Genomic DNA, 21,811 nt, shown 5'->3' with positions numbered 1-21,811 from the left:
GGGACGCCATGCGCCGCCTGCTGTTCCTGAGCCACCGCATTCCCTATCCGCCGGAGAAGGGCGACAAGATCCGTGCCTGGCATATGCTCGACCATCTGGCCGAGAGCTGGGACGTGGACCTGGGCTGCCTGGTGGATGACCCGGCCGACCTGCGCCACCTGCCGGTGCTGGAGGCCCGCTGCGCCGAGGTGCGCTGCCTGCCCACCGGCAACCGCTGGCAGGCCGCCGCCCGCGCGCTGCTGCGCTGCCGCCCCGGCGCGCCGCTGAGCGTCGGCTGGTTCCACCATGCCGGGCTGCACGATTGGGTGAACCAGGGCCTCGCCGCCGGGCGGTATGAGGGCATCCTGGTCTATTCCGGCGCCATGGCTCCTTACGTCATGGGCCCGGCGGCGCGCCGCCCCGGCATCCGGCGGGTGCTGGACCTGGTGGATGTCGATTCCGAAAAGTGGCGCGCCTATGCCGCCGATGCCAAGCCGCCGATGCAGCAGGTCTGGGCGCGCGAGGCCCGCACGTTGCTGCGCTTCGAGCGTGAGGCGGCGCTGGCCTTCGACCGCACGCTGCTGGTCTCCCGCCAGGAATGCGAGCGTTTCATCGAACTGGCGCCCGAGGTCGCGCCGCGCATGGACTGGGTCGAGAATGGCGTGGACATGTCCCGCTTCGACGCCGCCGGCGGCTACACGACGCCTTACCAGGGCGATGCACCCGTCATCGCCTTCACCGGCACCATGGATTACCGCCCGAATATCGAGGCGGTCTCCTGGTTCGCGCGGGAAGTGATGCCGCTGCTGCGCCAGGGTGCTGGCCCGGCGCCGGAATTCTTCATCGTGGGCGCCAATCCGGCGCCGCAGGTGCGGGCCCTGGCGGCGCTGCCGGGCGTGCATGTCACCGGGCCGGTACCGGATGTGCGCCCTTACCTGGCCCATGCCAGGCTGGCCGTGGCGCCGCTGCGCATCGCGCGCGGCATCCAGAACAAGGTGCTGGAAGCCATGGCGCTGGGCCGCCCGGTGGTGGCTTCCGCCGCCGCTTTCGAAGGCATCCATGCCACGCCGGGCCGCGATATCCTGGTGGGCGATGGCGTCGCTGAGACGGTGCGGCTGGTGCGGGAGGTGCTGGCGGGCCAGCATCCCGACCTGGGCGAGAATGCCCGCCGCGCCGTACGCGATGGCCACGATTGGGCCGCCACGCTGCGCAAGCTGGACGCCGCCTTCGATGGCCCCCGCCCGGCCTCCAGCACCACCCAGGCCCCGGCCGTACAGGTCCCCGCATGAGCATGGCCCATCCCGCCGCCTTACCGGCCGGGCGCGACACCGCATGGCCGGTGGCCCTGGCCGTGCTGGCCCTCGGCCTGCTGGCACTGGGCTGGACCTTCGCGGAAGAAGCCGTGGCGGCCGTGCATGTCTGGGAAAGCTCCACCGCCTTCAATCACTGCTGGCTGGTGCTGCCGGTCGCGGGTTGGCTGGCCTGGCAGCGCCGCGACCGGCTGGCCGGGCTGCAGCCGCAGCCCATGCCGCTGGCCGCGCTGGCCGCGCTGGTGGCCGGCATCGGCTGGCTGCTGGCGGAGCGCCTCGGCATCATGGAAGGCCGGCAGCTCACCGCCATGGCTATCGTGGAATGCTTCATCATCGCGGTGCTGGGCTGGCGGGTCGGCAAGGCCATGGCGGCGCCGCTGCTCTACCTGTTCTTTCTGGTGCCCTTCGGCGCCTTCCTGGTGCCGCTGCTGCAGCATGTCACGGCCTGGTTCATCGTCTCCGGCCTGCAGGTGCTGGGCATCCCGTACTACCACGATGCCTTCATCATCGAGATCCCGGCCGGCACCTTCCTGGTGGCCGAGGCCTGCGCCGGCCTGCGCTTCATCATCGCGGCGCTGGCCTTCGGCGCGCTCTATGCCTTCGTGATGTTCCGCAGCCCCTGGCGGCGCCTTGTGGTGATGCTGCTGGCGGTGCTTGTGCCGGTGGTGGCCAATGGCATGCGGGCCCTGGGCATCGTGCTGCTGGGCCATTACCTGGGCAGCGCCGAAGCCGCCGCCACGGATCATCTGGTCTATGGCTGGATCTTCTTCTCCGCCGTCATCCTGCTGCTGGTGGTGGCGGGGCTGCCCTTCCGCGAGGATGTCGCCAGCCTGCCCGGCACCCCGGCGGCCGCGCCGCACCCCGTGCGCCGCACCGCCGTGCTGGCTTCCGCCGTGCTGTGCGCCGCCGCCGCCCTGGCGGGCCCGGCGGTGGCCGTGACCATCGATCAGGCCGGCGCCGCGCCGCCGCGCATCATCCACGCGGTCCTGGCCGCCGACGGCTGCCAGCCGGAAGGCACCGCCCTGCGTTGTGGTGAGGATCTTATCGAGGCCCGGCTGCTGGTCTTCTCGCCCCGCACCACCTGGGCCGGCGTCACGGCGGAGCGCTACCGCCTCACCGGCAATCACGACGAGGACGCCATCTTCTCCGTCAAGGCCGGCGATGCCGACTGGCAGGTCCGGCGTGACAATGAGGCCACGCGCACCGTTGCCGCCGCCGCCTGGCTGGATGGCGCGGCCGCTGGCGACGGGTTGCGGACGCGGCTGCGGCAGGCGCTGAACAGCCTGCGCGGCGCCCATGGCAGCCCGGTGCTGGCGGTCGTGACCTGGCAACATGCCTCGGCCGGTCAGAGGCCAAGCTTGCAGGGCCGCTTCCAGGCCCAGCTAGCGGAACTGGCTCAGCGCGCCTCGGACCTCTCGCAGCAGGAATAAGGCGCGGAAGCCCACGGCCCGCCTGTGCAGGGCGGGCCGGAGGGCTCAGGCGGCCGCTTCGCGCGGCCGGACATTCCGCATCTCGGCGTCAAGGAAGACGCGGCCTTCCACGCGATTCCGGCCGGCAGCCTTGGCCTGGTAAAGCTGGCTGTCGGCGGCCCTGATCCAGCTTATCGGGTCGATACCGGGGCTGCAGATGGCCGTGGCGACGCCGATGCTGACGGTGACATAGGGCGCGGCTTCCGAACGTTCATGCGGGACACACAGCGCCAGCACACGGTCACGGATATTGTTCGCGATGGCCATCGCCTCGTCGTGGCTGGTGTCCGGCAGCACGCAGGCGAATTCCTCGCCGCCATAGCGCGAGACGAAATCCGCGGCCCGGCGCACCGCGCGGTTCAGCGTGGCGGCCACCATCATGATGCAGCGGTCGCCGGCGATGTGGCCGTAGGTGTCATTGAACTGCTTGAAGAAATCGATATCGAGCATGATGACCGACAGGTTCGACATGCTGCGCGCGAGGCGCCCGGCTTCCTGCTTCAGCGCCTGTTCCAGCCGCCGGCGGTTGCCCAGGCCGGTCAGGGCATCGGTGACCGCCATCTCCGCCAGCTGGTCGCGCATCCGCTTCATCTCGATATGATTGCGCACGCGGGCACGGACGATTACCGGCGTGATGGGCTTTGCCACGTAATCCACCGCGCCCAGCTCCAGGCCCTTCACCTCCGCCTCCTGGTCCCCCAGCGCGGTGGTGAAGATCACCGGCACATCGGCCAGCAAGGGGTCCGCCTTGACCTCTCGGCACACGGCATAGCCGTCCATGCCCGGCATGAGCACGTCCAGCAGGATGAGGTCCGGCAGCACCGAGCGCGCCACTTGCAGGGCTTCCGTGCCGGAGGTCGCGAAGCAGATCTCGTAGTCGTCTTCCAGCACCGCGCTGAGAAGCTCGATGTTCGAAACCTCGTCATCCACCACCAGGATCACGGAACGGTTGCTCATTCTGTCACCCCTTCCAGGGCATTGGTCTGGCCTGTCAGTTCATCGAGCAGGGCTGCCGCTCCGGTGAAGTCGAGCGCCGCCATGGCCGCCGCGACCGGACGCAGGCCCGCCGCTTCCGGCGTATCCCCCAGCGTGGCTTCCATGGTTTCCAGCGTCCTACGGGCGCGCAGGCTGCGGCGCTGCAACTGCTCCCGCAGGTCGGCCAGGGCGGGGAGCACGGCGGAATAATCGAGGTGCGCGGGTGCGGCAGGCGCCGCCGCCGGGGGCGCTTCCACCACCAGGGAGCGGGAGGCGGCGAGGGCCGGATGCAGCGCCGCTTCCAGCCCCGACAGCAGCGCAACCAGCCCGCTGCTGTCGTGCCGGGCCAGGGCATCCTCCAGCGCGCTCGCGGCCGCCGCGACCTCGCCGGCTTCCAGGGAGGCGGCAACGCCCTTCAGGGTATGCGCGGTGCGGCGAGCGTCATCCAGCGCACCATCCTCGGCCTGCTGGCGCAGGGTCGCGGCGGCATCGGCGAAATTCCGCCCGAAGTCGATGATGAGCTTGCGGAGCAGGGCGCGCTTGCCGTTCACCCGTACCAGGGCGCGGTCGAGATCGAAGGGTGGCAAGGCCGCCGGAAGATCCGTGGCGGGGGAGGGGGCGGCAGCCTGCGGCACCGGCGCGGCGGCCGCCGGGCTGCTCACCGGCTTCAGCCAGCGGTTCAGCGTCGCCACCAGCCAGGCAGGGTCCACCGGCTTGGTGACGTGGTCGTTCATGCCGGCGGCGAAGCAGCGCTGCCGCTCCTGCTCATAGGCATGGGCCGTCATGGCGATGATGGGCAGGCGGTCGGCCGGAATATGCTGGCGGATGCGGGTGGTGGCCTCGATGCCGTCCATCTCCGGCATCTGCACGTCCATCAGCACGGCATCGAACCGCGCGCCTTCCGACAGCAGGATGTCGCAGGCGGCGCGGCCGTTGCGGGCGATCTCCACCACCAGCCCCGCATCGGTCAGGATCTCGACCGCCACCTCGCAGTTGATCTCGTTATCCTCGGCCAGCAGCACCCGCGCGCCGCGGAACTCGGGCGCGACCCGGGGCAGGGCCTCCTGCGCCGAGGCGGGCTGCGCCCGGGCGGCCGGCAGCCGGCCATCGATGAAGATGCTGCTGATGGTGTCCAGCAGCATATCGGCTTCGACTGGCTTCACCAGGAAGGCGGAGGTGCCGGCGGCCTCGGCCTCCAGCATCGCTTCCTCGCGGCCATAGGCGCTGACCATCATCACCGTGGGCACCGGCCCCTGGCCCGCCCGGCGCTGGATCTGCCGCGCGGCCTCCATGCCGTCCGTGCCCGGCATCTTCCAGTCCATCAGCACGAGGTCGTAGATGCTGCCCCGGGCCGCCGCCTGCTCCAGCATCCGGAAGGCCTGCTCGGCCGAGGAAGCGCAATCGGCGCGGATGGCCCAGGTGGCGAAGATCTCCCGCAGGATCTCCTGCGAACCCGCGTCGTCATCCACGATCAGAACGCGCAGGCGCTTCAGATCCTCCGGCGGCAGGAAGGCGGGCAGGGCATTCTCCTCCCCGGCCGCCATGCGGATGGTGAAGCGGAAGGTGCTGCCCTGGCCCGGCTGGCTGGCCACCTCGATGTGGCCGCCCATCAGCTCCACCAACTGGCGGCTGATCGCGAGGCCAAGGCCGGTGCCGCCGAACCGGCGCGTGGTGGAACTGTCGGCCTGCGAGAAGGACTGGAACAGCTTGGCCTGCTGCTCCGCGCTCATGCCGATGCCGGTATCGCGCACCAGGACCTCGATGGTCATATCGGCGCCGCGGCGGTCGATCACCCGCAGCGCCACCACCACCTCGCCCTGCTCGGTAAACTTGATGCCGTTGCTGACCAGGTTCAGCAGCACCTGGTTGAAGCGCAGCGAATCCCCGATCAGCGTGGCGGGCAGGTCGGGGGCGATGTCAAAACGCAGCGCCACGCCCTTCTCCAGTGTCCGCACCGCCGCGATGCTGGAAACGCTCTCCAGCGAGGCGCGCAGGCTGAAGGGGGCATGCTCCAGCGAGAGCTTGCCGGCCTCGATCTTGGAGAAGTCGAGGATGTCGTTGATCAGCCCGAGCAGCGCGCTGCTGGCCGACTTGATCTTCAGCAGATAGTCCCGCTGCTTCGGTGTCAGGTCCGTCCGCAACGCCAGATGGCTGAAGCCGAGGATGGCGTTCATCGGCGTGCGGATCTCGTGGCTCATATTGGCCAGGAAGAGGCTCTTGGCCACGCTGGCGGCGCGGGCTTCCTGCGTCCGTTCCTCCACCCGGCGTTCCAGCATCTCATTGCTGAGCAGGATTTCGTCCCGCATCGCGCCGATATGGCTGAAGCTGGAGGACAGCTTATTGCTCAGCCAGACCAGCACGGCCGTCTGCAGCACGACGATGCCGGCATGCAGGTAGACCCGTTCCAGCCCCGCATCGCCGGGGAAGATGGCGGCGGGCAGCAGCAGGTTGAAGGTGAGGTGGTGCAGGGCCACCGCGCCGGCCGCCACCACCACCACGCGCCAATCGCACCAGCCGATCAGCAGCGCGAGCCCGGCGAAGAAGTACATGTGCATGTCCATCTGCCAGGGGTGGCCGGACAGCAGGTAGAGCAGCAGCGCGGGCTGCGCCATCAGCGCCGCGGCCGAGATATAGCGCGTGGGAGGCGCGGCGCCGTGGCGGAGCCAGGTGAGATGCAGCGCCCCGGCGAGCGCAGCGGCGAAGAGCGCCGGCGCCACCGGCGGGCGGCCGACGCCCTGCGCCACCAGCACCACCAGCGGCACATGCGCCCAGAGGAAGAGCACAAGGAAGCGGGCGAAGCCCACGCGGAGCTTTTCCAGCTCAACCATCAGACAGCACCTTTCGGGCCGCCCAGGCAGCCACGCAGCAGAACCGGATCGAGCACCAGCCAGGCGCCTTTTTCGTAGAGCGCCGCCACGAAGCCCGGATCATCCGAATGGGCGATGACGACATTCGGCAGGCCGCCGACATCCAGGATGTCGCCCTCGGCCGCGCCGACCAGCGCCGCCGTTCGGGAGAGGTTCCACCAGGGCGCGGTGATCACGGCGAACTGCGTCTGCCCGGCGGCGGGGGCGAGGCCGATCAACAGCGCCGCGAAGGCGCTGCACAGCAGAAGAGCCGCAGAAGGGAGCAGACCGGACCATGGGTTCCGACTGATGGTGCGGCCGTCTGGCATGGCGATGTCCGAGTGAGGTTCTGGCGGAGCCTGGCTGCCGCGCCTGGTGAGGCAAGTGTCGCTCACGAATACGTGTATAGAGAAAAGCCGCGCCTGAAGCGAGCATTTCCCACGCCCAAAGCTTCAACCAATCCGCTGTAGCCTGTCTATACCCTCAGATGATTGTTACGTCTGCTGCACAACTTTTGCGTGCGGTGCAAGGGAAAACGCTACCCTTCGCCGCTTCGCTCAGGCCAAATAAGAGCAGTGCCACCAGCCTGCGTTCGGATCGCATGCGGCATCAACAGGGGAACGCCATGCCGAATGAAATCGAGGACTATCCCACCCGGTTGGACGACTACCTCCCGCATGTCATTGCCCGATGCGTGGAGAAGGCGAACAGGCACCAGCGACCCTACCGCTTCAGCCTGAATGGCGCGACGACCATTGTGCATCCTGGCCAATCCGCGGCTTCCGTGAATGAAGATGTGCAACGACAATGGCAGGCAGCAGTGGTGCCACGCCGCGCTCACGCTTCGGATGCGGGGCTTTCCGCCAATTAGACCCGGTACCCGTCGTTGAGACCAGGTCCTGATGCGGCGGCGTGGCGGATGGCCGCGCCGCCAGTGACCACATGGGGATTGATCGTTAAATTCGTGGCTTATTGCAACGGCTTTTGAAACATGCCCTGGATGAATGGCAGTCTCGCCCGGCGCTGAATGGAAGGTGGAGTGCCGCCCTGATAGACCGGCACTTCCATATCGCTTCGCTGGTAACAGGCTCCTTTGGCAGAGGCGCGGCATAAACTTCGCATACGGCCTTCCGGTGCCACCGGGGCGGAATCGTTCCAAGGCGTGTTCGTGAGGCTTATTTCCGCCTGCTGCTCCTTGTGGTCCTTGGCGTGCTGCCTCCAACCCTGCTCGTAGCTTGGCGCGGTGGAGGACCGGCATGAACAGCCTGCCGCGATTTCCGGGGCAGGTCATGCAGCTGGCCCAGCTCGCTGCCGCCGAGCAGAGGCGGATCACGGCTGGCGCCAATCAGATGCTTACGGCACCCTCCATGGTGCTAACCGTTCAGAATCATGACGAGATCCGCTGCAGCCTGTGCCGGCCGGGTCGGCCAGCTGGGCTAGGCCTTCGATACGATGGCCGAGGCGGTGGCGGAGCGTGAGCGGCGCCTCGGTGACATGCTGGAGAGCACCACCGACAGCGTCCTGGCTATCGCCCGCAACTAGCGCATCACCTTTCTCAATGTCCGTGCCTGGTTACGCCTGAAGGATCACGACCTCATCGGCCGCGTCGTCTGGGACGTGTTTCCCGAGCTGGTGGGTGGCCCGGTCTGGGCCGCACACAGAGGTGGATGACGGAACGCGTGCCGGTGCAGGTCACTTTCGATTAAGGTCCGCCGAGCGGGCATTTCGAGGCCCACGTCTTTCCCACCCAGGACGACGGCATCACGCTCTTCGCGCGGGAAGTGACAGAGCAGGTCCGCGTCCGGGAGGAGCTGCGGCACCGGGCCTATCACGACCCGCTGACCGACCTGCCGAACCGTGCGGGCTTCCATGAGGCGGTGGCGCGGGGGCTGGTGCTGCTCGACCTGGACGACTTTAAGCATGTCAATGAGGTCTGCGGCCATTCCGTGGGCGATGAGGTGCTGCGGCTCGGCGGCGACGAGTTCGCCCTGCTCTTGCCGGGAAAGCGCGGGCTGGCGGAAGCCGGGCCATTGCGGCGGAGATGCTGACGGCGCTGGCGGCGGCGCCCTTCACGATCGGCGGGCGGATGTTCCGCATGACGGCCAGCGGCGGGCTGGTGCTGCTGCCGGCCGGAGAAAAGGCGGCGGTCGAGACGCTGCTGGCCGATGCGATCCGGCCCTCTACCGCGCCGGCCAAGGTGGACAGGGGGCCTTTTCGCACCTTCAGCGCCACGGACCGGGAGGTCTACGAGGCACGGCCGCATCTGGACGGGGAGATCGGGCAGGCGGTCGCGCGGCATGAGTTCGAACTGCACTACCAGCCGCAGGTGCGCCTTGCCGATGGCGCGCTGATGGGGGTGGAGGCGCTGCTGCGCTGGCGGCACCCGATGCGCGACCTGCTGGGCCCCCCTTTTTCCGGAGGCGCTGGAAAGCAGCCGCCATGCCCGCAGTGTCGGCAACTGGGTCATCGACGAGGCCTGCCGCCGGTGGCGGAATGGCGGCGCGCGGGGCTGTGCCTGCATAGGCGTCAACCTGTTCGGTGAGCAACTGCGCGCCGGGGATCTGCCCGACATTGTCACGGCGGCGCTTGCCCGCCGGCACTTGCCAACGAAGGTGCTTGAGCTGGAACTGAAGGAGAATATCGCCGTGCGGCAGGATGAAGGGGTGTTGGCTGCCCTGCATGCGCTGCGGGACCGGGGCATCGCCATCGATGATTTCGGAACCGGCTTCGCGTCTCTGGTGACGTTGCAGAACGTGCCGGTCACACGCCTCAAGATCGACCGCAGCTTCATCACCCATGTGGCCGAAGAGGCGCATGATGCAGCCATCGTGGAAGCGGCCCTGACACTGGCGCGGAAGCTGGGGCTTAGGGTGATCGCGGAGGGGGTGGAGACCGAGGCGCAGGAAAGCCTGCTGCGGGCTCGCGGCTGCGCGGAAGGGCTGGGGTTCCGCTATGGCAGGGCCCTGCCGCCGGCGGAACTGCTCGCCGCCAGCTGGCAGCGCCGCGAGGACGGCGCGCCGATCTACCCCCTTGCCCCTGCCGCCAGACAAGGCCATAGCCCCGCTCAGGGGCATCGACGTGATGGTGGCGCGCCGCTCGCCAGGGCTTGAATTGCGCAGCTAAGCCCGAGACGGCAATGCATTGCGGTGACATGCAGGTCGCTTAACCCTTTTCAGAACCGTGGCCATCCCCTGTGAACGGATCGGGGCCGTACTGTTGGCGCATGTGCGGGGCACCTCGAGGAGTTCAGATGCAAGGCGACGATGCCAGCCGGCGCAGCGCCGCGCCCCAGCGGCGGCTGCGGCCCTTCCGGAGCCTCGATGCCCTTCTGGTGGCCGCCGTGCTGCTTCCGGCACTGCTGTTCGGCGCCCTGGCCACCTTCGACCGCAGTCAAGCCCTGGCGACGGCTGAGCGCGACCTCCTTGCCACGCTCGACACGCTGTACGGCCATGCCGAGAAGGTCATCGAATTCCAGGTCCTGGCGCTGGGCGCCACGGATGAGCGCCTTCGTGGCTTGTCCAACGAAGCGGTGGCCGCCAACGTCGCCGACCATCATGCTTATCTGCGCGCGCTGAGCCTGTATGTGGCCCGCATCGGCATCGTCGTGCTCGGGCCCGACGGCCAGGTGCTGGTGGATTCCGTGAACGAGCAGCCCCCCGCCCGCGTCAGTGCCAGCGATCGCGAATACTTCCGCTGGCACCAGGAGCATCCCGGCCCGGAATTCTATGTCGCCGGTCTGCTGCACAGTCGCAATCATGGTGGCCTGGTGTTCTTTGTCACGCGGCGGCGCTCCGCCGCCGATGGCGGCTTCCTGGGCGTGACGGCCGTCGGGGTGCGGCAGACCAGCTTCCTGGAATACTGGAGAAGCGCGGCCGTGGTGCCGGGCACGCTGGTCACGCTCAGCCGCAGCGATGGCGTGCTGATGGCCCGCTGGCCGGCTATCGAGCCGGGCGATGCCGTCCGCCTGCCGGAGGGCGGGGCACTGGCGCAGGCATTCGATGCCAGTCTGGAACGCGTGGTGGTGAGCGGCACATCGCCGCTCGATGGCATCGACCGCCTGGTGGCTTATCGGCACCTGGGCCACTTTCCCGTCAGTATCGCCGTGGGTATCCCGAAGGAGGCGGCGCTCGCCGGATGGTACCGCCGTGTGACGATCTATGGCGGCTTCGCGGTCATGACCTCGCTGGCCCTGTGCTGGCTCTGCCTGTTGGCGCGGAGGCGCACGCAGGAGCTGCGCCAGTTGAACGCGCATCTGGAAGAGCGGGTCAGGGAGCGGACGGCCGCCATCCAGGCCAGCGAATCTCAGGTGCGCCTTCTGGCGCGCGAGGTGGACCACCGGGCCAAGAATGCGCTGGCCGTGGTGCAGGCCACGCTTCAGCTTACCCCCAAGAAGGACCTGGAGACTTATGTGGAGGCGGTGGCCGGGCGCGTCTCGGCCCTGGCGCGGGCGCAGGCCCTGCTGTCGCAGAACCAGTGGCGCGGAGCCAGCCTGCAGGCGCTGCTGAAGGCGGAGCTCACGCCCTTCGTCTCGGAAGCGGGTGGCGAGTTCAATACGCGCGCCGAACTGGATGGGCTGGCCGTGCTGCTGCCGCCTGCCGCCGCGCAGCCCCTGGCCATGGCGATGCATGAACTGGCGACCAATGCGCTGAAGCACGGCGCGCTTTCCGTGCCCGGTGGGCAGGCCACTGTCTCCTGGCGCTTGAGCGACACCGCGGAAGCGCCGGGCGACCTGCTGATCCTCCGCTGGGAGGAATCCAAGGGCCCGCTGGTGAAGCCGCCCACCCGGCGCGGCTTCGGCTTCCGAATGCTGGAGGCCATTGTGCGTGGGCAGCTGGGAGGACGGCTTTCGCTCTCCTGGCTTACCTCCGGCTTTGTTTGCGAAATTGAGATGTCACTGACGCGGCCGGGCAGGGCGAGCGAGGAAGGAGCGCTGAAGAAGGCGGGCTGAGGATGATCTCCACGGCCTGGGATAGCTGCGGTCCTGCCCTGGAGAACTCACAGGCTGGCAAGCCGGGGCGCTGGTCGAGAGCCGGGCAGGGGGATCGCACCCCCCTGGACCCACTCAGGTTCAAGGCGCAGCGGGCCGTTGCTGGCGAAGCTGCGGGCCGGCGCCTTAATGCGGGAGCGATGCTCCCGCGCCAGAAGCGACAGGCATCGCGGAGCCAAGGGCGGTACCAGCCTGCGGCGCCTTCTCGCACCGCATGCGTAGCAGTACCTGATTGTCCCTGACCACCTCGATGACAGAACCCTGTTCAACGGTCTGCATCGCATTGCCAGCCGCGGCAACGGCATCAGGATAATGTTCGAAGAACTGGGGGTCGCGGCTAAGGAAGTAGGAACGATCCAGGCACATCAGCTTGAAGAACATCGCGGGCCTCCGGTGGGGGTGCGGGAAGCAGTGTTGTCGGCGCCGGTTTAAGGCGTGGTGAAGGCGCCGTGGGGGAGCCCGGCGCCTGAGGTAAGCTTAGCTAGTGGTTGATAACGATTCCACAACATTTAGCTGTCCGGATGCAGGCTGGAGATTTCTTGAAGAACTTACAGAGCCCTGAACCGAGTGTTGGGTCCGCCAAGCGAGGCCAGGGACATCAGATGCTTTCGAACCTCTGAGGCTGCAGGTGCGGTCCGGATCTCTCAGGGAGCTGAGGGTGAAGCGTGATGCGCGCACCGGTGAGTTTCTCTGCCTTCCGCAGAGGACTGTTTCATGGCTCTGCAGGAATAGGGGCTAGGGCACCCTCGCCCGCAGAACGAATACCGAAGCGCCTGCAATGGCGATGCAAGGTGATGTCCGGACGCGGCCTGCTTTGGAACCATCCATCAATACACTTGCTGGTTGGCAACGGCCCCCGCAGAGGCCGTTGCAGAGCGACGCGCGGCGCGGAAAGCAAGGCGAACTGGTTTGCCAGCTTTCCCGTGTCCGCAGGTCAGAAGCGATGAGCTATGGAGAGTTAGATCACCGGGTAAAACTTGTAATCACCTACCCTGCACGCCACGGCGTGGCGCTTGCCTTCCATATAGGCTCGGACGATCGCTGGAACGTTGGCATCGGCCCACAGGTTCACGTCCGGATTGCCAGGTAGGTCGCGCCGGCCATCGGCAAGCGGCCGCCCAAGAAGGCATCAGGTGTAAACCAAGCCCAGATAAGGCTGAATCTTGTTGTGGGACACATCACCATACAAGGTGCCGAGGGCGGAACCCTGGACTGTGATGCTCCTGTGACGGCAATCCCTCTCCGTGCGGCCGGTCAGATCAATCGGGTCCGCGCTGTAGCGAAAGCCAGCGCTCACTCGGAAGCCGGTCTTGAACGGATATAAGTCCGACGCCGCACTGAGGGAGGAGAAGGCCAGTTTGTCGTTGTAGTTGACCCCACCACCACTGAAGTCGTGCTCGAATTCGAATGCGGTGTAGTTCAGGCGAATGCCCGGGGGCCAGGACCGCGGCTTGATGTTCAACTCGGGGCCGATGCCGAGCGTGTCCTTGGAGGCTGGCTTGTGTCTTCTGGTAAAGGCCGCGGAGCCGGAAGGGACTGTAGGGCTTCTACGTGGCTTTTCTGAACACGTGATCTGATGGCGCGCAGAAGGGGCCGAAAGATACGCAAACAGCGGCCTGGCCTGCTTGGTGCCGTCAGGTCGGGCTGTGATGCCTCTCGTCCCTCGGCTTTGGAAACCACGGAGCATGCCGGCAGGTAACGTTGCGCTGCCTGCTCAGCGGAGCCGTTTTGCTAAGCATACCGTCAAAGAGCCCAGGTTGCGAGCGAGGGAAGGCATGGCGGCTGCCTGACGACTCAGTAGCCACGGAGGCTACTGATATGGAGCGATGCTTATTCAGCGCTTCCACCAGCCAGACCTAGACAATGGTGTGCGGAAGTTCGCCGCAAACCCTTCTTGGACAGGCCCCATCTGTGGCGAACAAATTTCCTTCGCCAGTGATGTGGAAAAATTCTGTGGGAAGAAGGCAGTAAATAAGGCCTCTGACCTAAGGTCGGGCCAATTCTGCTAAAACCATACATCTTCAGGAGATGATGGCTGGGGAACCTGGATTCGAACCAAGACTGCCCGAGTCAGAGTCGGGAGTTCTACCGTTAAACTATTCCCCAACGGGCGCCGGCGGACTGTTCATCAGCGGCGCGGCGGGCAAATAGCATCGCCATGGGGTGGATGCAAGCGGTCCGAAGCACCATTTATGCATGGCACGCGAAATCGCTTGCCCAGCCGTCCCGCAGGCCGGATCATTGAACCCGCCGGCGTGTCCTCGGCCACCCAGGATGATGTCCATCCTGGCCTGACCTGAAGGGCGCGCTGGACCAGAACGCCATGTCAGACCCTGTTTTCCTTCGCGCCAGCCCGGCGCTACGCCCCAGCCCCTCCGCCGCCGGCCAGTCCGGCGGCGCCTTCGCGGCCATCGACCTCGGCACCAACAATTGCCGCCTGCTGGTCGGCGCGCCCACGGCGGCGGGCGGGTTGAAGGTGGTGGACAGCTACAGCCGCGTTGTCCGGCTGGGGGAAGGGCTGGCGGCCACCGGGCAACTGTCCGAGGACGCGATGGACCGCGCGATCGTGGCCCTGCAGGCCTGCGCGCAGAAGCTGCTGCGCCGCCCGCTGCGCCGCGTCCTGGCCGTGGCGACCGAAGCCTGCCGCCAGGCGGCCAATGGCGCCGCCTTCGTGGCCCGGGCGCGGGAGGCTACCGGCCTGCCGCTCCGCATCATCCCGGCGCGGGAGGAGGCGGAGCTGGCCATGGAATCCTGCACGCCGCTGTTGCGGCCGGGGGACAGGCGGGCCCTGCTCTTCGATATCGGCGGCGGCAGCACCGAAATTGCCTGGATACGGCGCGAAGGCGGCACGGCCTCGCTGATCGGCTATATTTCACTGCCGCTGGGCGTGGTGACGCTGGCGGAACGCGCCGGCCTCTGCTGCTTCACCCGCCAGGGCTTCGAGAGCGTGGTGGACGAGGTGGCCGAGGCCCTGCGCCGCTTCGATTCAGTGCATTGCATCGGGCAGGAAATGCGCTCCGGCGGCGTGCGCCTGATGGGCACCAGCGGCACCGTCACCACCCTGGCCGGCGTGGCCCTGGCGCTGCCGCGCTATTCCCGCCCGCTGATCGACGGCCGTGTCCTGGATTGCGAGGACGCCGACCAGGCGCTGCGCGACCTCTTCGCCCTGGGGCGGGAAGGGCTGCGGACGCACCCTTGCGTGGGGCCGGAACGCGCCGATTTCGTGCTGCCCGGCTGCGCCATCTATGCCGCCATCCGCCGTGTCTGGCCCTCCTCCTGCGTCACCGTGGCGGACCGCGGGCTGCGCGAAGGCATGCTGCAGCGTATGATGCGGGAGGAGGGCTCCCGCAGCCGCCGCCCGCATTTCACCGCACGCCACGCCGACCAGCCTTTTTCCTGAAGGATATTTTCGAGTGAAGCCGCCGATCGAGGCCGGGCGTGGGCTTTCCACCCGCCTGCGCACCGCCAAGGGCCGCACCACCGCCAGCCAGAAGTGGCTGGAGCGGCAGTTGAACGACCCCTATGTCCGCGCCGCCAAGGCTGCCGGCTGGCGCTCCCGCGCCGCCTTCAAGATCCTGGAGCTGGACGAGAAATACCACATCTTCAAGCCCGGCCAGCGGGTGGTGGACCTCGGCGCCGCCCCGGGCGGCTGGACGCAGGTGGCGGTGCAGCGGGTAGGAGCCTCCGGCAAGGTGGTGGCCCTGGACCTGCTGCCGATGGACGAGATCGCCGGCGCCACCCTGCTGCAAGGCGACTTCCAGGACGAGGCGGTGGAGCAGGCGGTGCTGGAGGCGCTGGACGGTCCGGCCGAGCTGGTGCTTTCCGACATGGCGCCCAATACCACCGGGCATAACGCCACCGACCACCTACGCATCCTGGGCCTGATCGAGCTGGCGCTGGACTTCGCCGGCAAGGTGCTGGTGCCGGGCGGGGCCTTCGTGGCCAAGGCTTTCCAGGGCGGCACGGAGCGCGAGATCCTGAACCGCATGAAGCGCGACTTTGCCACCGTGAAGCACGCCAAGCCCCCGGCCAGCCGCAAGGGCAGCGCCGAGATGTATGTGGTGGCCCAGGGCTTCCGGGGCCAGGACGGGCAGCGCTGAGGCGCCCATGAACTGCGCGGGGCGCGCCTGAGGCAGACGAGCCCCGCGTCGGTGTCACGGTTGTGACGCTTGCCCCGGCGGGACCATCCAGGGTAGGACGCACCGCCAAGGCAGCGGAACGCGCGCCGGTTCTGCGAAAGGTCTCCGCCATGGCACCCGACTCTCTCCCCATTGAAACCGCGCCGCAGCGCCACCTGATCGCCGAGGCCTATGCCTTTGACGACGTGTTGCTCGTTCCGGCCTATTCCACCGTGCTGCCGGCCCAGGCCGATGTCCGCACGCGGCTGACGCGGGAAATCTCGCTCAACATCCCGCTCGTCGCGGCCGCGATGGACACCGTGTCCGAAGGCAACATGGCCATCGCCATGGCCCAGGCCGGCGGTATCGCGGTCATTCACAAGAACCTGACGCCCGAGCAGCAGGCCGCCCAGGTGCGGCAGGTGAAGAAGTTCGAGAGCGGCATGGTGGTGAACCCCGTCACCATTCACCCCGACCAGACCCTGGCCGAGGCGCAGGCGGTGATGGCCGCCCACCACATCAGCGGCATCCCGGTGGTCGAGGCCGGCAGCAACCGTCTGGTCGGCATCCTGACCTACCGCGACGTGCGCTTCGCCACCGACCCCAATACCCGCGTCTATGAGCTGATGACGCGGGAGAACCTGATCACCGTCACCGCCGATGTGCGGCCGGAGCAGGCGCGCGGGCTGCTGCACAAGCACCGCATCGAGAAGCTGCTGGTGGTGGACGACCAGTACCGCTGCATCGGCCTGATCACCGTCAAGGACATGGACAAGGCCCAGGCCAACCCCAACGCCGCTAAGGACAGCATGGGGCGGCTGCGCGCCGCCGCCGCCACCGGCACGGGCGAGGACGGCATCCGCCGCGCCGAGCTGCTGGTGGAGGCCGAGGTGGACGTGATCGTGGTCGATACCGCCCATGGCCACTCCGCTGGCGTGATGAAGGTGGTGGAGCGCGTGAAGCGCATGTCCAACACCGTGCAGGTCATCGCCGGCAACGTGGCGACGCCGGAAGCCGTGCGCGCGCTGGCCGATGCCGGGGCGGATGCGGTGAAGATCGGCATCGGCCCCGGCTCCATCTGCACCACCCGCATCGTGGCGGGCGTGGGCGTGCCGCAGCTCACCGCCGTGATGGAATGCTCCGTCGCCGCGCATGAGAAGGGCATCCCGGCCATCGCCGATGGCGGCATCCGCTCCTCCGGCGACCTGGCCAAGGCCATCGCGGGCGGCGCCGACTGCGCCATGATGGGCAGCATGTTCGCCGGCACGGACGAGGCACCCGGCGAGGTGTTCCTCTACCAGGGCCGCTCCTACAAGGCCTATCGCGGCATGGGCTCGATCGGCGCCATGGCGCGCGGCTCGGCCGACCGCTACTTCCAGGCCGAGGTGCAGGACCAGCTCAAGCTGGTGCCCGAGGGCATCGAGGGCCGCGTCGGCTACAAGGGCCCGGTCGGCAATGTCATCCACCAGATGGTGGGCGGCCTGAAGTCGGCCATGGGCTATACCGGCAATGCCACCATCGCGGACATGCAGAAGAACTGCACCTTCCGCCGCATCACCGGTGCCGGCCTGCGCGAGTCCCACGTGCATGACGTGGCCATCACGCGCGAAGCGCCGAACTACCGCCAGGAAGGCTGAGCAGACCTTGACCCCATCCGCCCGCATCGCCGCCGCCATCGCATTGGTGGCGGATGTCGATGCCATGCCGCGCCGCCCGGCCGATGCAACGGCCAACGACTTCTTCCGCACCCGCCGCTACATCGGCAGCGGCGACCGGCGCGCGGTGGCGGAGCGGGCCTGGGGCGTGCTGCGCCAGCGGCTGCGCCTGACCTGGCACCTGCAGCAGGTCGGCCTGCCGGTGGATGCGCGCCATCTGGTCATGGCCCATCTGGTGCTGGCCGAGGGCTGGACGCTGGAAGGCGTCGAGCAGGGCTATCCCGGCGGCCGCTTCAACCCGCCGCCATTGGACCCTGGCGAGCGCAAGGCCGTGGCCGCGCTGGTCGGGCGCCAGCTGGCTTCCTCCGATATGCCGGAGGCCATCCGGCTGAACCTGCCGGACTGGGCGCTGGAATCCTTCCGTGCCCGCTTCGGCGAGAACCTGCCGGCCGAGGCCGAGGCCATGAATGCCTCCGCGCCGCTGGACCTGCGCGCCAACCTGCTGCGCACCACGCGTGAGCAGGCCGCCGCCGCCCTGGCCGCCGAGGGCATCCCAACCGAGCCGACACCCTATTCCCCCTGGGGCCTGCGGATTCCGGACCGCCGTCCCATCCTGGCCAGCAAGGCTTTTGCCGGGGGGCTGATCGAGATCCAGGACGAAGGCAGCCAGTTGATCGCGCTGCTGACCGGCGCCAAGCCCGGCATGCGCGTGGCCGACTACTGCGCCGGCGCCGCCGGGAAGACGCTGGCGGTGGCGGCGACCATGGCCAACAAGGGCCGCATCGTCGCCTGCGACGTCTCCGCCACCCGGCTGGAAGGGGCGGTGAAGCGCCTGCGCCGCGCCGGCGTCGACAATGCCGAACGCCACCTGCTGGAACCTGGCGACCGCTGGGTGAAGCGCCGCGCCGGGCAGTTCGACCGCGTGCTGGTGGATGCGCCCTGCACCGGCACCGGCACCTGGCGCCGCAACCCGGATGCCCGGCTGCGCACCACGCCACGCGACGTGACGGAGCTGGCGGCGAAGCAGCACGATATCCTGGACACCACGGCCTCCCTGGTCGCGAAGGGCGGGAGGCTGGTCTACGCCACCTGCTCCGTGCTGCCGGAGGAGAATGCGGCCCAGGTGGAGGGCTTCCTGTCCCGCCACCCGGAATTCGAGCTCGTGCCTTTCGCCACCGCATGGGCCGAGGCCAGCGACGCCCCGGCGCCGGAAGTGGATGGCCCCTGGATGCAACTCTCGCCGCATCGCCACGGCACCGATGGTTTCTTCACAGCCGTGTTGCAACGCCGCGCCTGAGTCGGGTTTTCCTAGAGCGTGACGGCCGCGCCACGGTGTGGCGAATGTGTCACGCTTGCCGACTCTCTGCGCCAGGAAGCCAGGCGGAGGCTTGGCGTGGTTGACGCCAGCGGGCCTTGCCGGTTTTCTTTTGCACTAGAGTGGGTTGCGAGGGATTTCTGGCATGGGCCGCGACCGGTCATGAATACCATCACGCGCGCGCAGCTTGCCGAGGCGATCTACGCCCAGGTCGGCCTCTCCCGCAATGAAAGCGCGGAACTGCTGGAAGACGTGCTGGAGCGCGTCTCCGCGGCTCTGGAGAGCGGCCGTGCCGTGAAGATCTCGGCCTTCGGCACGTTCACGGTGCGCCAGAAGGGCCTCCGTGTCGGCCGGAATCCGAAAACCGGCGTCGAGGTGCCCATCATGCCTCGGCGCGTGCTGTCCTTCCGCCCCAGCCAGGTGCTCAAAGCCCGGCTGAACGGCGAGACGGTGCCGACCACCGATGAGTGACGACCTACCCCTGCCAGGTGAGGAGGGCGAACCGGCGGCCGAGTCCGCCGGCCGCCTGCGCAAGGCACCGACAGCCTTCCGCACCATCAGCGAGGTGGCGGAGGACCTGAATATCCCGCAGCACGTGCTGCGCTTCTGGGAAACCAAGTTTCCGCAGCTCAAGCCGCTGAAGCGTGGTGGCGGCCGCCGTTACTACCGCCCAGAGGATATCGCGCTGCTGCGGCGCATCGGCGACCTGCTCTACACCCAGGGCTATACCATCAAAGGCGTGCAGCGCCTGCTGCGCGAGGGCGGCCTGGACGCGCCCGAGCCGGCCGAGCGTGAGGCCGAAACCGAGTCTGTGCCCGAGGCGTCGCTGCCGCTGGAACCCGCCCATCTGGCGCTGCGGGAAGCCGTGGCGGAGCTGGAAGCGCTGTCCGCCGAGCTGCACGCGCTGGTGCAGGCTCATTCTCGCGGCTGAGACGCCACTATTCCTTTACAAGGGGGGCTTGAGGCGGCGAGAGGCCGGTGCTATGCCCCGGCCATCGGAATGTGGCGCAGCCTGGTAGCGCACTTGTCTGGGGGACAAGGGGTCGTGGGTTCGAATCCCGCCATTCCGACCATCTTTCCATGGTGGCCAAGCCACCTGGCATTCTTCCCCCAAATCACAGCATCATCGCAGTTCCGCTGAGCCGCCCGGCACCGCAGGCGGCCATTCGCGCGTCATGGCGATTCGCCCCAGCGCGCGGCGCTCATGCGCCACGACGCTCAGGCCGGTATGGCCCCGATCGGGTGCTGGCGCTCAGGGCGCCCCGAGCCGCTCCATCACCTCGGCTGTCGCTGCCGCGAAGCGCTCCCGCACCTCGGCGGCATAGGGGTTGTCGCGGGCAATGGTGCGGAACAGCGCCTCCGAATCATGGCGCACGGTATCCACCATGCGGGTCAGGTGCTCGAAGGTGGTGGTCCGCAGTTCCAGCGGCGGCACATCCATGGCCAGCACGATGCGGGAGACGATATGCGTCAGCCCCTGCACATAGGCCATCTGGCGGTCGTGTTCCTCCGCCGTGCTCTGCACCACTTCCAGCCCGAAGCCGCGGCGGAGAAGCTGCGCCGCCAGCCGCGCCCGCCGGCCCCGCAGCGGGCAAAGGGCGATGCGCAGCCCCGCGATGCCCGCCTTGCCGCTCTGCGGGCCAAAGAGCGGGTGGGTGCCGAGGATCTCGACATGCTCCGGCAGGGCTTCCGCCAGAATGGCCAGCGGCGCCACCTTCAGGGAGCAGACATCCACCACCAGCGCCCCGGGCCGCAGATGCGGCGCGATGGCCACCGCGACCCCGCGCATCTGCGCCAGCGGCACGGCCAGCACCACGATCTGCCGCGCCGCCACGGAAGCGAGGCTGGCGGAAGCGGAATCGGCCGGGTCATGGACCACGACATCGAAGAAGCGCGCCAGATGCGGATGGATGAAGGCCCCGAAGGCCCCATGCCCGATCAGCCCCAGGCTGGGCCTGGAGCTCGCGGGGCGGAGGCGGGGCAGGGCGGCGGCATCGGGCAGGTCAAACATCAGGTCCCTCGAGAGGTAGTCCTGCTGCCGCGAGCGGAGGTCCTGAAACGAACATGCCGCCTCGCGGCGGCATGTTTCGGAATAACGATCCTGCCGCGCGCTATGGGAGCGGGCGGTAATACCAGCGCAGGGCGGGCAGGGTCGTGTTCATGCCTTTAAAGGAGGGCGTGCCGCCGCCCCCGTCAAGCCATTTCTCATAGTCCGTGGAAGAGGTCGGTGGAGAGGTAGCGTTCGGCGAAGGAGGCGGCGATGCCGGTGATGAGCTTGCCGTGGTGCTCAGGCTGCTGGGCGAGGTCGAGCATGGCGTGCAGCACGGCGCCGGAGGAGATGCCGATGGGGATGCCCTCGGTGCGGGCGCAGAGGCGGGCGGCGGCGAAGGCCTCGCGTTCGGTGACGCGGCGCAGCAGGTCGACCTTCTCCAGCTCCAGCACACCCGGCTTGAAGCCGGCGCCGATGCCCTGGATCTCGTGCGGGCCCGGGTCGTCGCCGGAGAGAAAGGCGGATTCCGCCGGCTCGACGCCCACCAGCGTCAGCCCAGGGCGGCGCGGCTTCAGCGCGGTGGCGATGCCGGTCAGCGTGCCGCCGGTGCCGAGGCCGGCCACCACCACATCCACCTCGCCTGCGGTGTCGGCCCAGATCTCCTCGGCCGTGGTGGCGGCGTGGACGGCGGGGTTGGCCGGGTTGTCGAACTGGCGCGGCATCCAGGCGCCGGGGGTGGCGGCGGCGATGCGCTCGGCCTCGGCGATGGCACCGGCCATCCCCAGCGGCGCCGGGGTCAGCACCACCTCGGCGCCGAGCAGGCGCAGCATCTTGCGCCGCTCGGCCGAGGCGCCGTCGGGCATGGTGACCACCAGGCGGTAGCCTTTGGCCGCGGCGACAAAGGCCAGCGCGATGCCGGTATTGCCGGAGGTGGGCTCGACGATGGTCTGCGGCGGCTCGGCATCGGGGGTGAGCAGGCCGGCCGCCTCGGCCTCGGCCACCATGGCCTGGCCGATGCGGTCCTTCAGGGATGCCAGCGGGTTGAAGAATTCCAGCTTCAGCGCCAGGCGGGCCTGCAGGCCGCGCGCCGCCTCCAGCCGCGGCAGGCGGACCAGCGGCGTGGCGCCGATGGTGTCAAGGATGCTGTGGAAGAGGCGGCCCTGGGCG

Annotated in this window: 20 protein-coding genes and 2 tRNA genes; 14 read left to right on the top strand and 8 right to left on the bottom strand. The window is 68.4% G+C overall.

Going from position 1 to position 21,811, the window contains the following annotated elements:
• The first annotated feature begins 8 nt into the window (after nt 1-8).
• Nucleotides 9-1,268 carry a TIGR03087 family PEP-CTERM/XrtA system glycosyltransferase gene (locus EBE87_RS23920; RefSeq protein ID WP_120640536.1) on the top strand — a complete coding sequence of 420 codons (1,260 nt, stop codon included), beginning with the start codon at nt 9-11 and terminating at the stop codon, nt 1,266-1,268.
• Complete coding sequence (gene xrtA / locus EBE87_RS23915) at nt 1,265-2,719, top strand: exosortase A (protein ID WP_122140195.1); 1,455 nt, start codon at nt 1,265-1,267, stop codon at nt 2,717-2,719. The genes EBE87_RS23920 and xrtA overlap by 4 nt, the downstream gene beginning before the upstream one ends.
• A 45-nt stretch (nt 2,720-2,764) precedes the next feature.
• Here xrtA and EBE87_RS23910 read toward each other — a convergent pair whose 3' ends face one another.
• From EBE87_RS23910 to EBE87_RS23900, 3 genes are read right to left on the bottom strand one after another with little or no spacing between them, the layout of a single operon-like run.
• Nucleotides 2,765-3,715 carry a diguanylate cyclase gene (locus EBE87_RS23910; protein WP_120639060.1) on the bottom strand — a complete coding sequence of 317 codons (951 nt, stop codon included), beginning with the start codon at nt 3,713-3,715 and terminating at the stop codon, nt 2,765-2,767.
• The gene (locus tag EBE87_RS23905; RefSeq protein WP_120639061.1) at nt 3,712-6,561 is read right to left on the bottom strand and encodes a response regulator; all 2,850 of its coding nucleotides are present in this window, start codon (nt 6,559-6,561) and stop codon (nt 3,712-3,714) included. Before EBE87_RS23905 ends, EBE87_RS23910 begins: the two co-directional genes overlap by 4 nt.
• Nucleotides 6,561-6,908, bottom strand: a complete 348-nt coding sequence (locus EBE87_RS23900) for a hypothetical protein (RefSeq protein ID WP_120639062.1) — start codon at nt 6,906-6,908, stop codon at nt 6,561-6,563. Before EBE87_RS23900 ends, EBE87_RS23905 begins: the two co-directional genes overlap by 1 nt.
• Nucleotides 6,909-7,204: 296 nt before the next feature.
• On the opposite strand from EBE87_RS23900, the gene EBE87_RS23895 reads away from it, so the two are divergent.
• The 5 genes from EBE87_RS23895 (at nt 7,205) to EBE87_RS23875 (ending at nt 11,527) form a co-directional block, all read left to right on the top strand.
• A complete protein-coding gene (locus tag EBE87_RS23895) occupies nt 7,205-7,450 on the top strand; it encodes a hypothetical protein (RefSeq protein ID WP_120639063.1) in 246 nt (81 codons plus the stop codon).
• 910 nt (nt 7,451-8,360) lie between these two features.
• Nucleotides 8,361-8,627, top strand: coding sequence for a diguanylate cyclase domain-containing protein (locus EBE87_RS23890; protein WP_158600923.1), 267 nt, complete (start codon nt 8,361-8,363; stop codon nt 8,625-8,627).
• Nucleotides 8,621-9,121: an EAL domain-containing protein gene (locus EBE87_RS30385; RefSeq protein ID WP_120639065.1), complete on the top strand. Its 501-nt coding sequence runs from the start codon at nt 8,621-8,623 to the stop codon at nt 9,119-9,121. The genes EBE87_RS23890 and EBE87_RS30385 overlap by 7 nt, the downstream gene beginning before the upstream one ends.
• Nucleotides 9,003-9,689: an EAL domain-containing protein gene (locus EBE87_RS30380; RefSeq protein WP_120639066.1), complete on the top strand. Its 687-nt coding sequence runs from the start codon at nt 9,003-9,005 to the stop codon at nt 9,687-9,689. The genes EBE87_RS30385 and EBE87_RS30380 overlap by 119 nt, the downstream gene beginning before the upstream one ends.
• A gap of 140 nt (nt 9,690-9,829) precedes the next feature.
• On the top strand, nt 9,830-11,527 hold the full coding sequence (locus EBE87_RS23875; RefSeq protein ID WP_158600924.1) for an HWE histidine kinase domain-containing protein: 1,698 nt from the start codon (nt 9,830-9,832) through the stop codon (nt 11,525-11,527).
• A gap of 165 nt (nt 11,528-11,692) precedes the next feature.
• Here the strand turns inward: EBE87_RS23875 and EBE87_RS23870 are convergent, their stop codons facing one another.
• The 3 genes from EBE87_RS23870 to EBE87_RS23860 form a co-directional block, all read right to left on the bottom strand.
• Entirely contained in the window at nt 11,693-11,947 is a 255-nt protein-coding gene (locus EBE87_RS23870) for a hypothetical protein (RefSeq protein WP_120639068.1), read from the bottom strand.
• 748 nt (nt 11,948-12,695) lie between these two features.
• On the bottom strand, nt 12,696-13,028 hold the full coding sequence (locus EBE87_RS23865; RefSeq protein ID WP_120639069.1) for a hypothetical protein: 333 nt from the start codon (nt 13,026-13,028) through the stop codon (nt 12,696-12,698).
• Between the two features lie 570 nt (nt 13,029-13,598).
• A tRNA-Gln gene (locus EBE87_RS23860) sits at nt 13,599-13,672 on the bottom strand.
• 217 nt (nt 13,673-13,889) lie between these two features.
• Here EBE87_RS23860 and EBE87_RS23855 point away from each other — a divergent pair.
• The 7 genes from EBE87_RS23855 to EBE87_RS23825 all read left to right on the top strand — a co-directional run bounded on the left by EBE87_RS23855 (nt 13,890) and on the right by EBE87_RS23825 (nt 19,727).
• Complete coding sequence (locus EBE87_RS23855; RefSeq protein WP_199707501.1) at nt 13,890-14,966, top strand: Ppx/GppA phosphatase family protein; 1,077 nt, start codon at nt 13,890-13,892, stop codon at nt 14,964-14,966.
• 13 nt (nt 14,967-14,979) lie between these two features.
• Complete coding sequence (locus tag EBE87_RS23850; RefSeq protein ID WP_120639070.1) at nt 14,980-15,666, top strand: RlmE family RNA methyltransferase; 687 nt, start codon at nt 14,980-14,982, stop codon at nt 15,664-15,666.
• 149 nt (nt 15,667-15,815) lie between these two features.
• Nucleotides 15,816-17,321 (top strand): IMP dehydrogenase, encoded by a 1,506-nt coding sequence (guaB, locus tag EBE87_RS23845; RefSeq protein ID WP_120639071.1) that lies wholly within the window; start codon nt 15,816-15,818, stop codon nt 17,319-17,321.
• Between the two features lie 7 nt (nt 17,322-17,328).
• Nucleotides 17,329-18,636 carry an RsmB/NOP family class I SAM-dependent RNA methyltransferase gene (locus EBE87_RS23840; protein WP_120639072.1) on the top strand — a complete coding sequence of 436 codons (1,308 nt, stop codon included), beginning with the start codon at nt 17,329-17,331 and terminating at the stop codon, nt 18,634-18,636.
• 180 nt (nt 18,637-18,816) lie between these two features.
• A complete protein-coding gene (locus EBE87_RS23835) occupies nt 18,817-19,125 on the top strand; it encodes an integration host factor subunit alpha (protein WP_120639073.1) in 309 nt (102 codons plus the stop codon).
• The gene (locus EBE87_RS23830) at nt 19,118-19,585 is read left to right on the top strand and encodes a MerR family transcriptional regulator (protein ID WP_120639074.1); all 468 of its coding nucleotides are present in this window, start codon (nt 19,118-19,120) and stop codon (nt 19,583-19,585) included. The genes EBE87_RS23835 and EBE87_RS23830 overlap by 8 nt, the downstream gene beginning before the upstream one ends.
• A 65-nt stretch (nt 19,586-19,650) precedes the next feature.
• A tRNA-Pro gene (locus tag EBE87_RS23825) sits at nt 19,651-19,727 on the top strand.
• 179 nt (nt 19,728-19,906) lie between these two features.
• On the opposite strand, the gene EBE87_RS23820 is transcribed toward EBE87_RS23825, so the two are convergent.
• A complete protein-coding gene (locus EBE87_RS23820; RefSeq protein WP_120639075.1) occupies nt 19,907-20,665 on the bottom strand; it encodes a prephenate dehydrogenase/arogenate dehydrogenase family protein in 759 nt (252 codons plus the stop codon).
• A gap of 194 nt (nt 20,666-20,859) precedes the next feature.
• A partial coding sequence (cysK, locus tag EBE87_RS23815) for a cysteine synthase A (protein WP_302466807.1) occupies nt 20,860-21,811 on the bottom strand: 952 nt, incomplete at its 5' end.

Source organism: Teichococcus wenyumeiae, from assembly GCF_003696345.1.
Lineage (GTDB): Bacteria > Pseudomonadota > Alphaproteobacteria > Acetobacterales > Acetobacteraceae > Pseudoroseomonas > Pseudoroseomonas wenyumeiae.
This window is presented reverse-complemented; position numbering and strand designations above follow the sequence as displayed.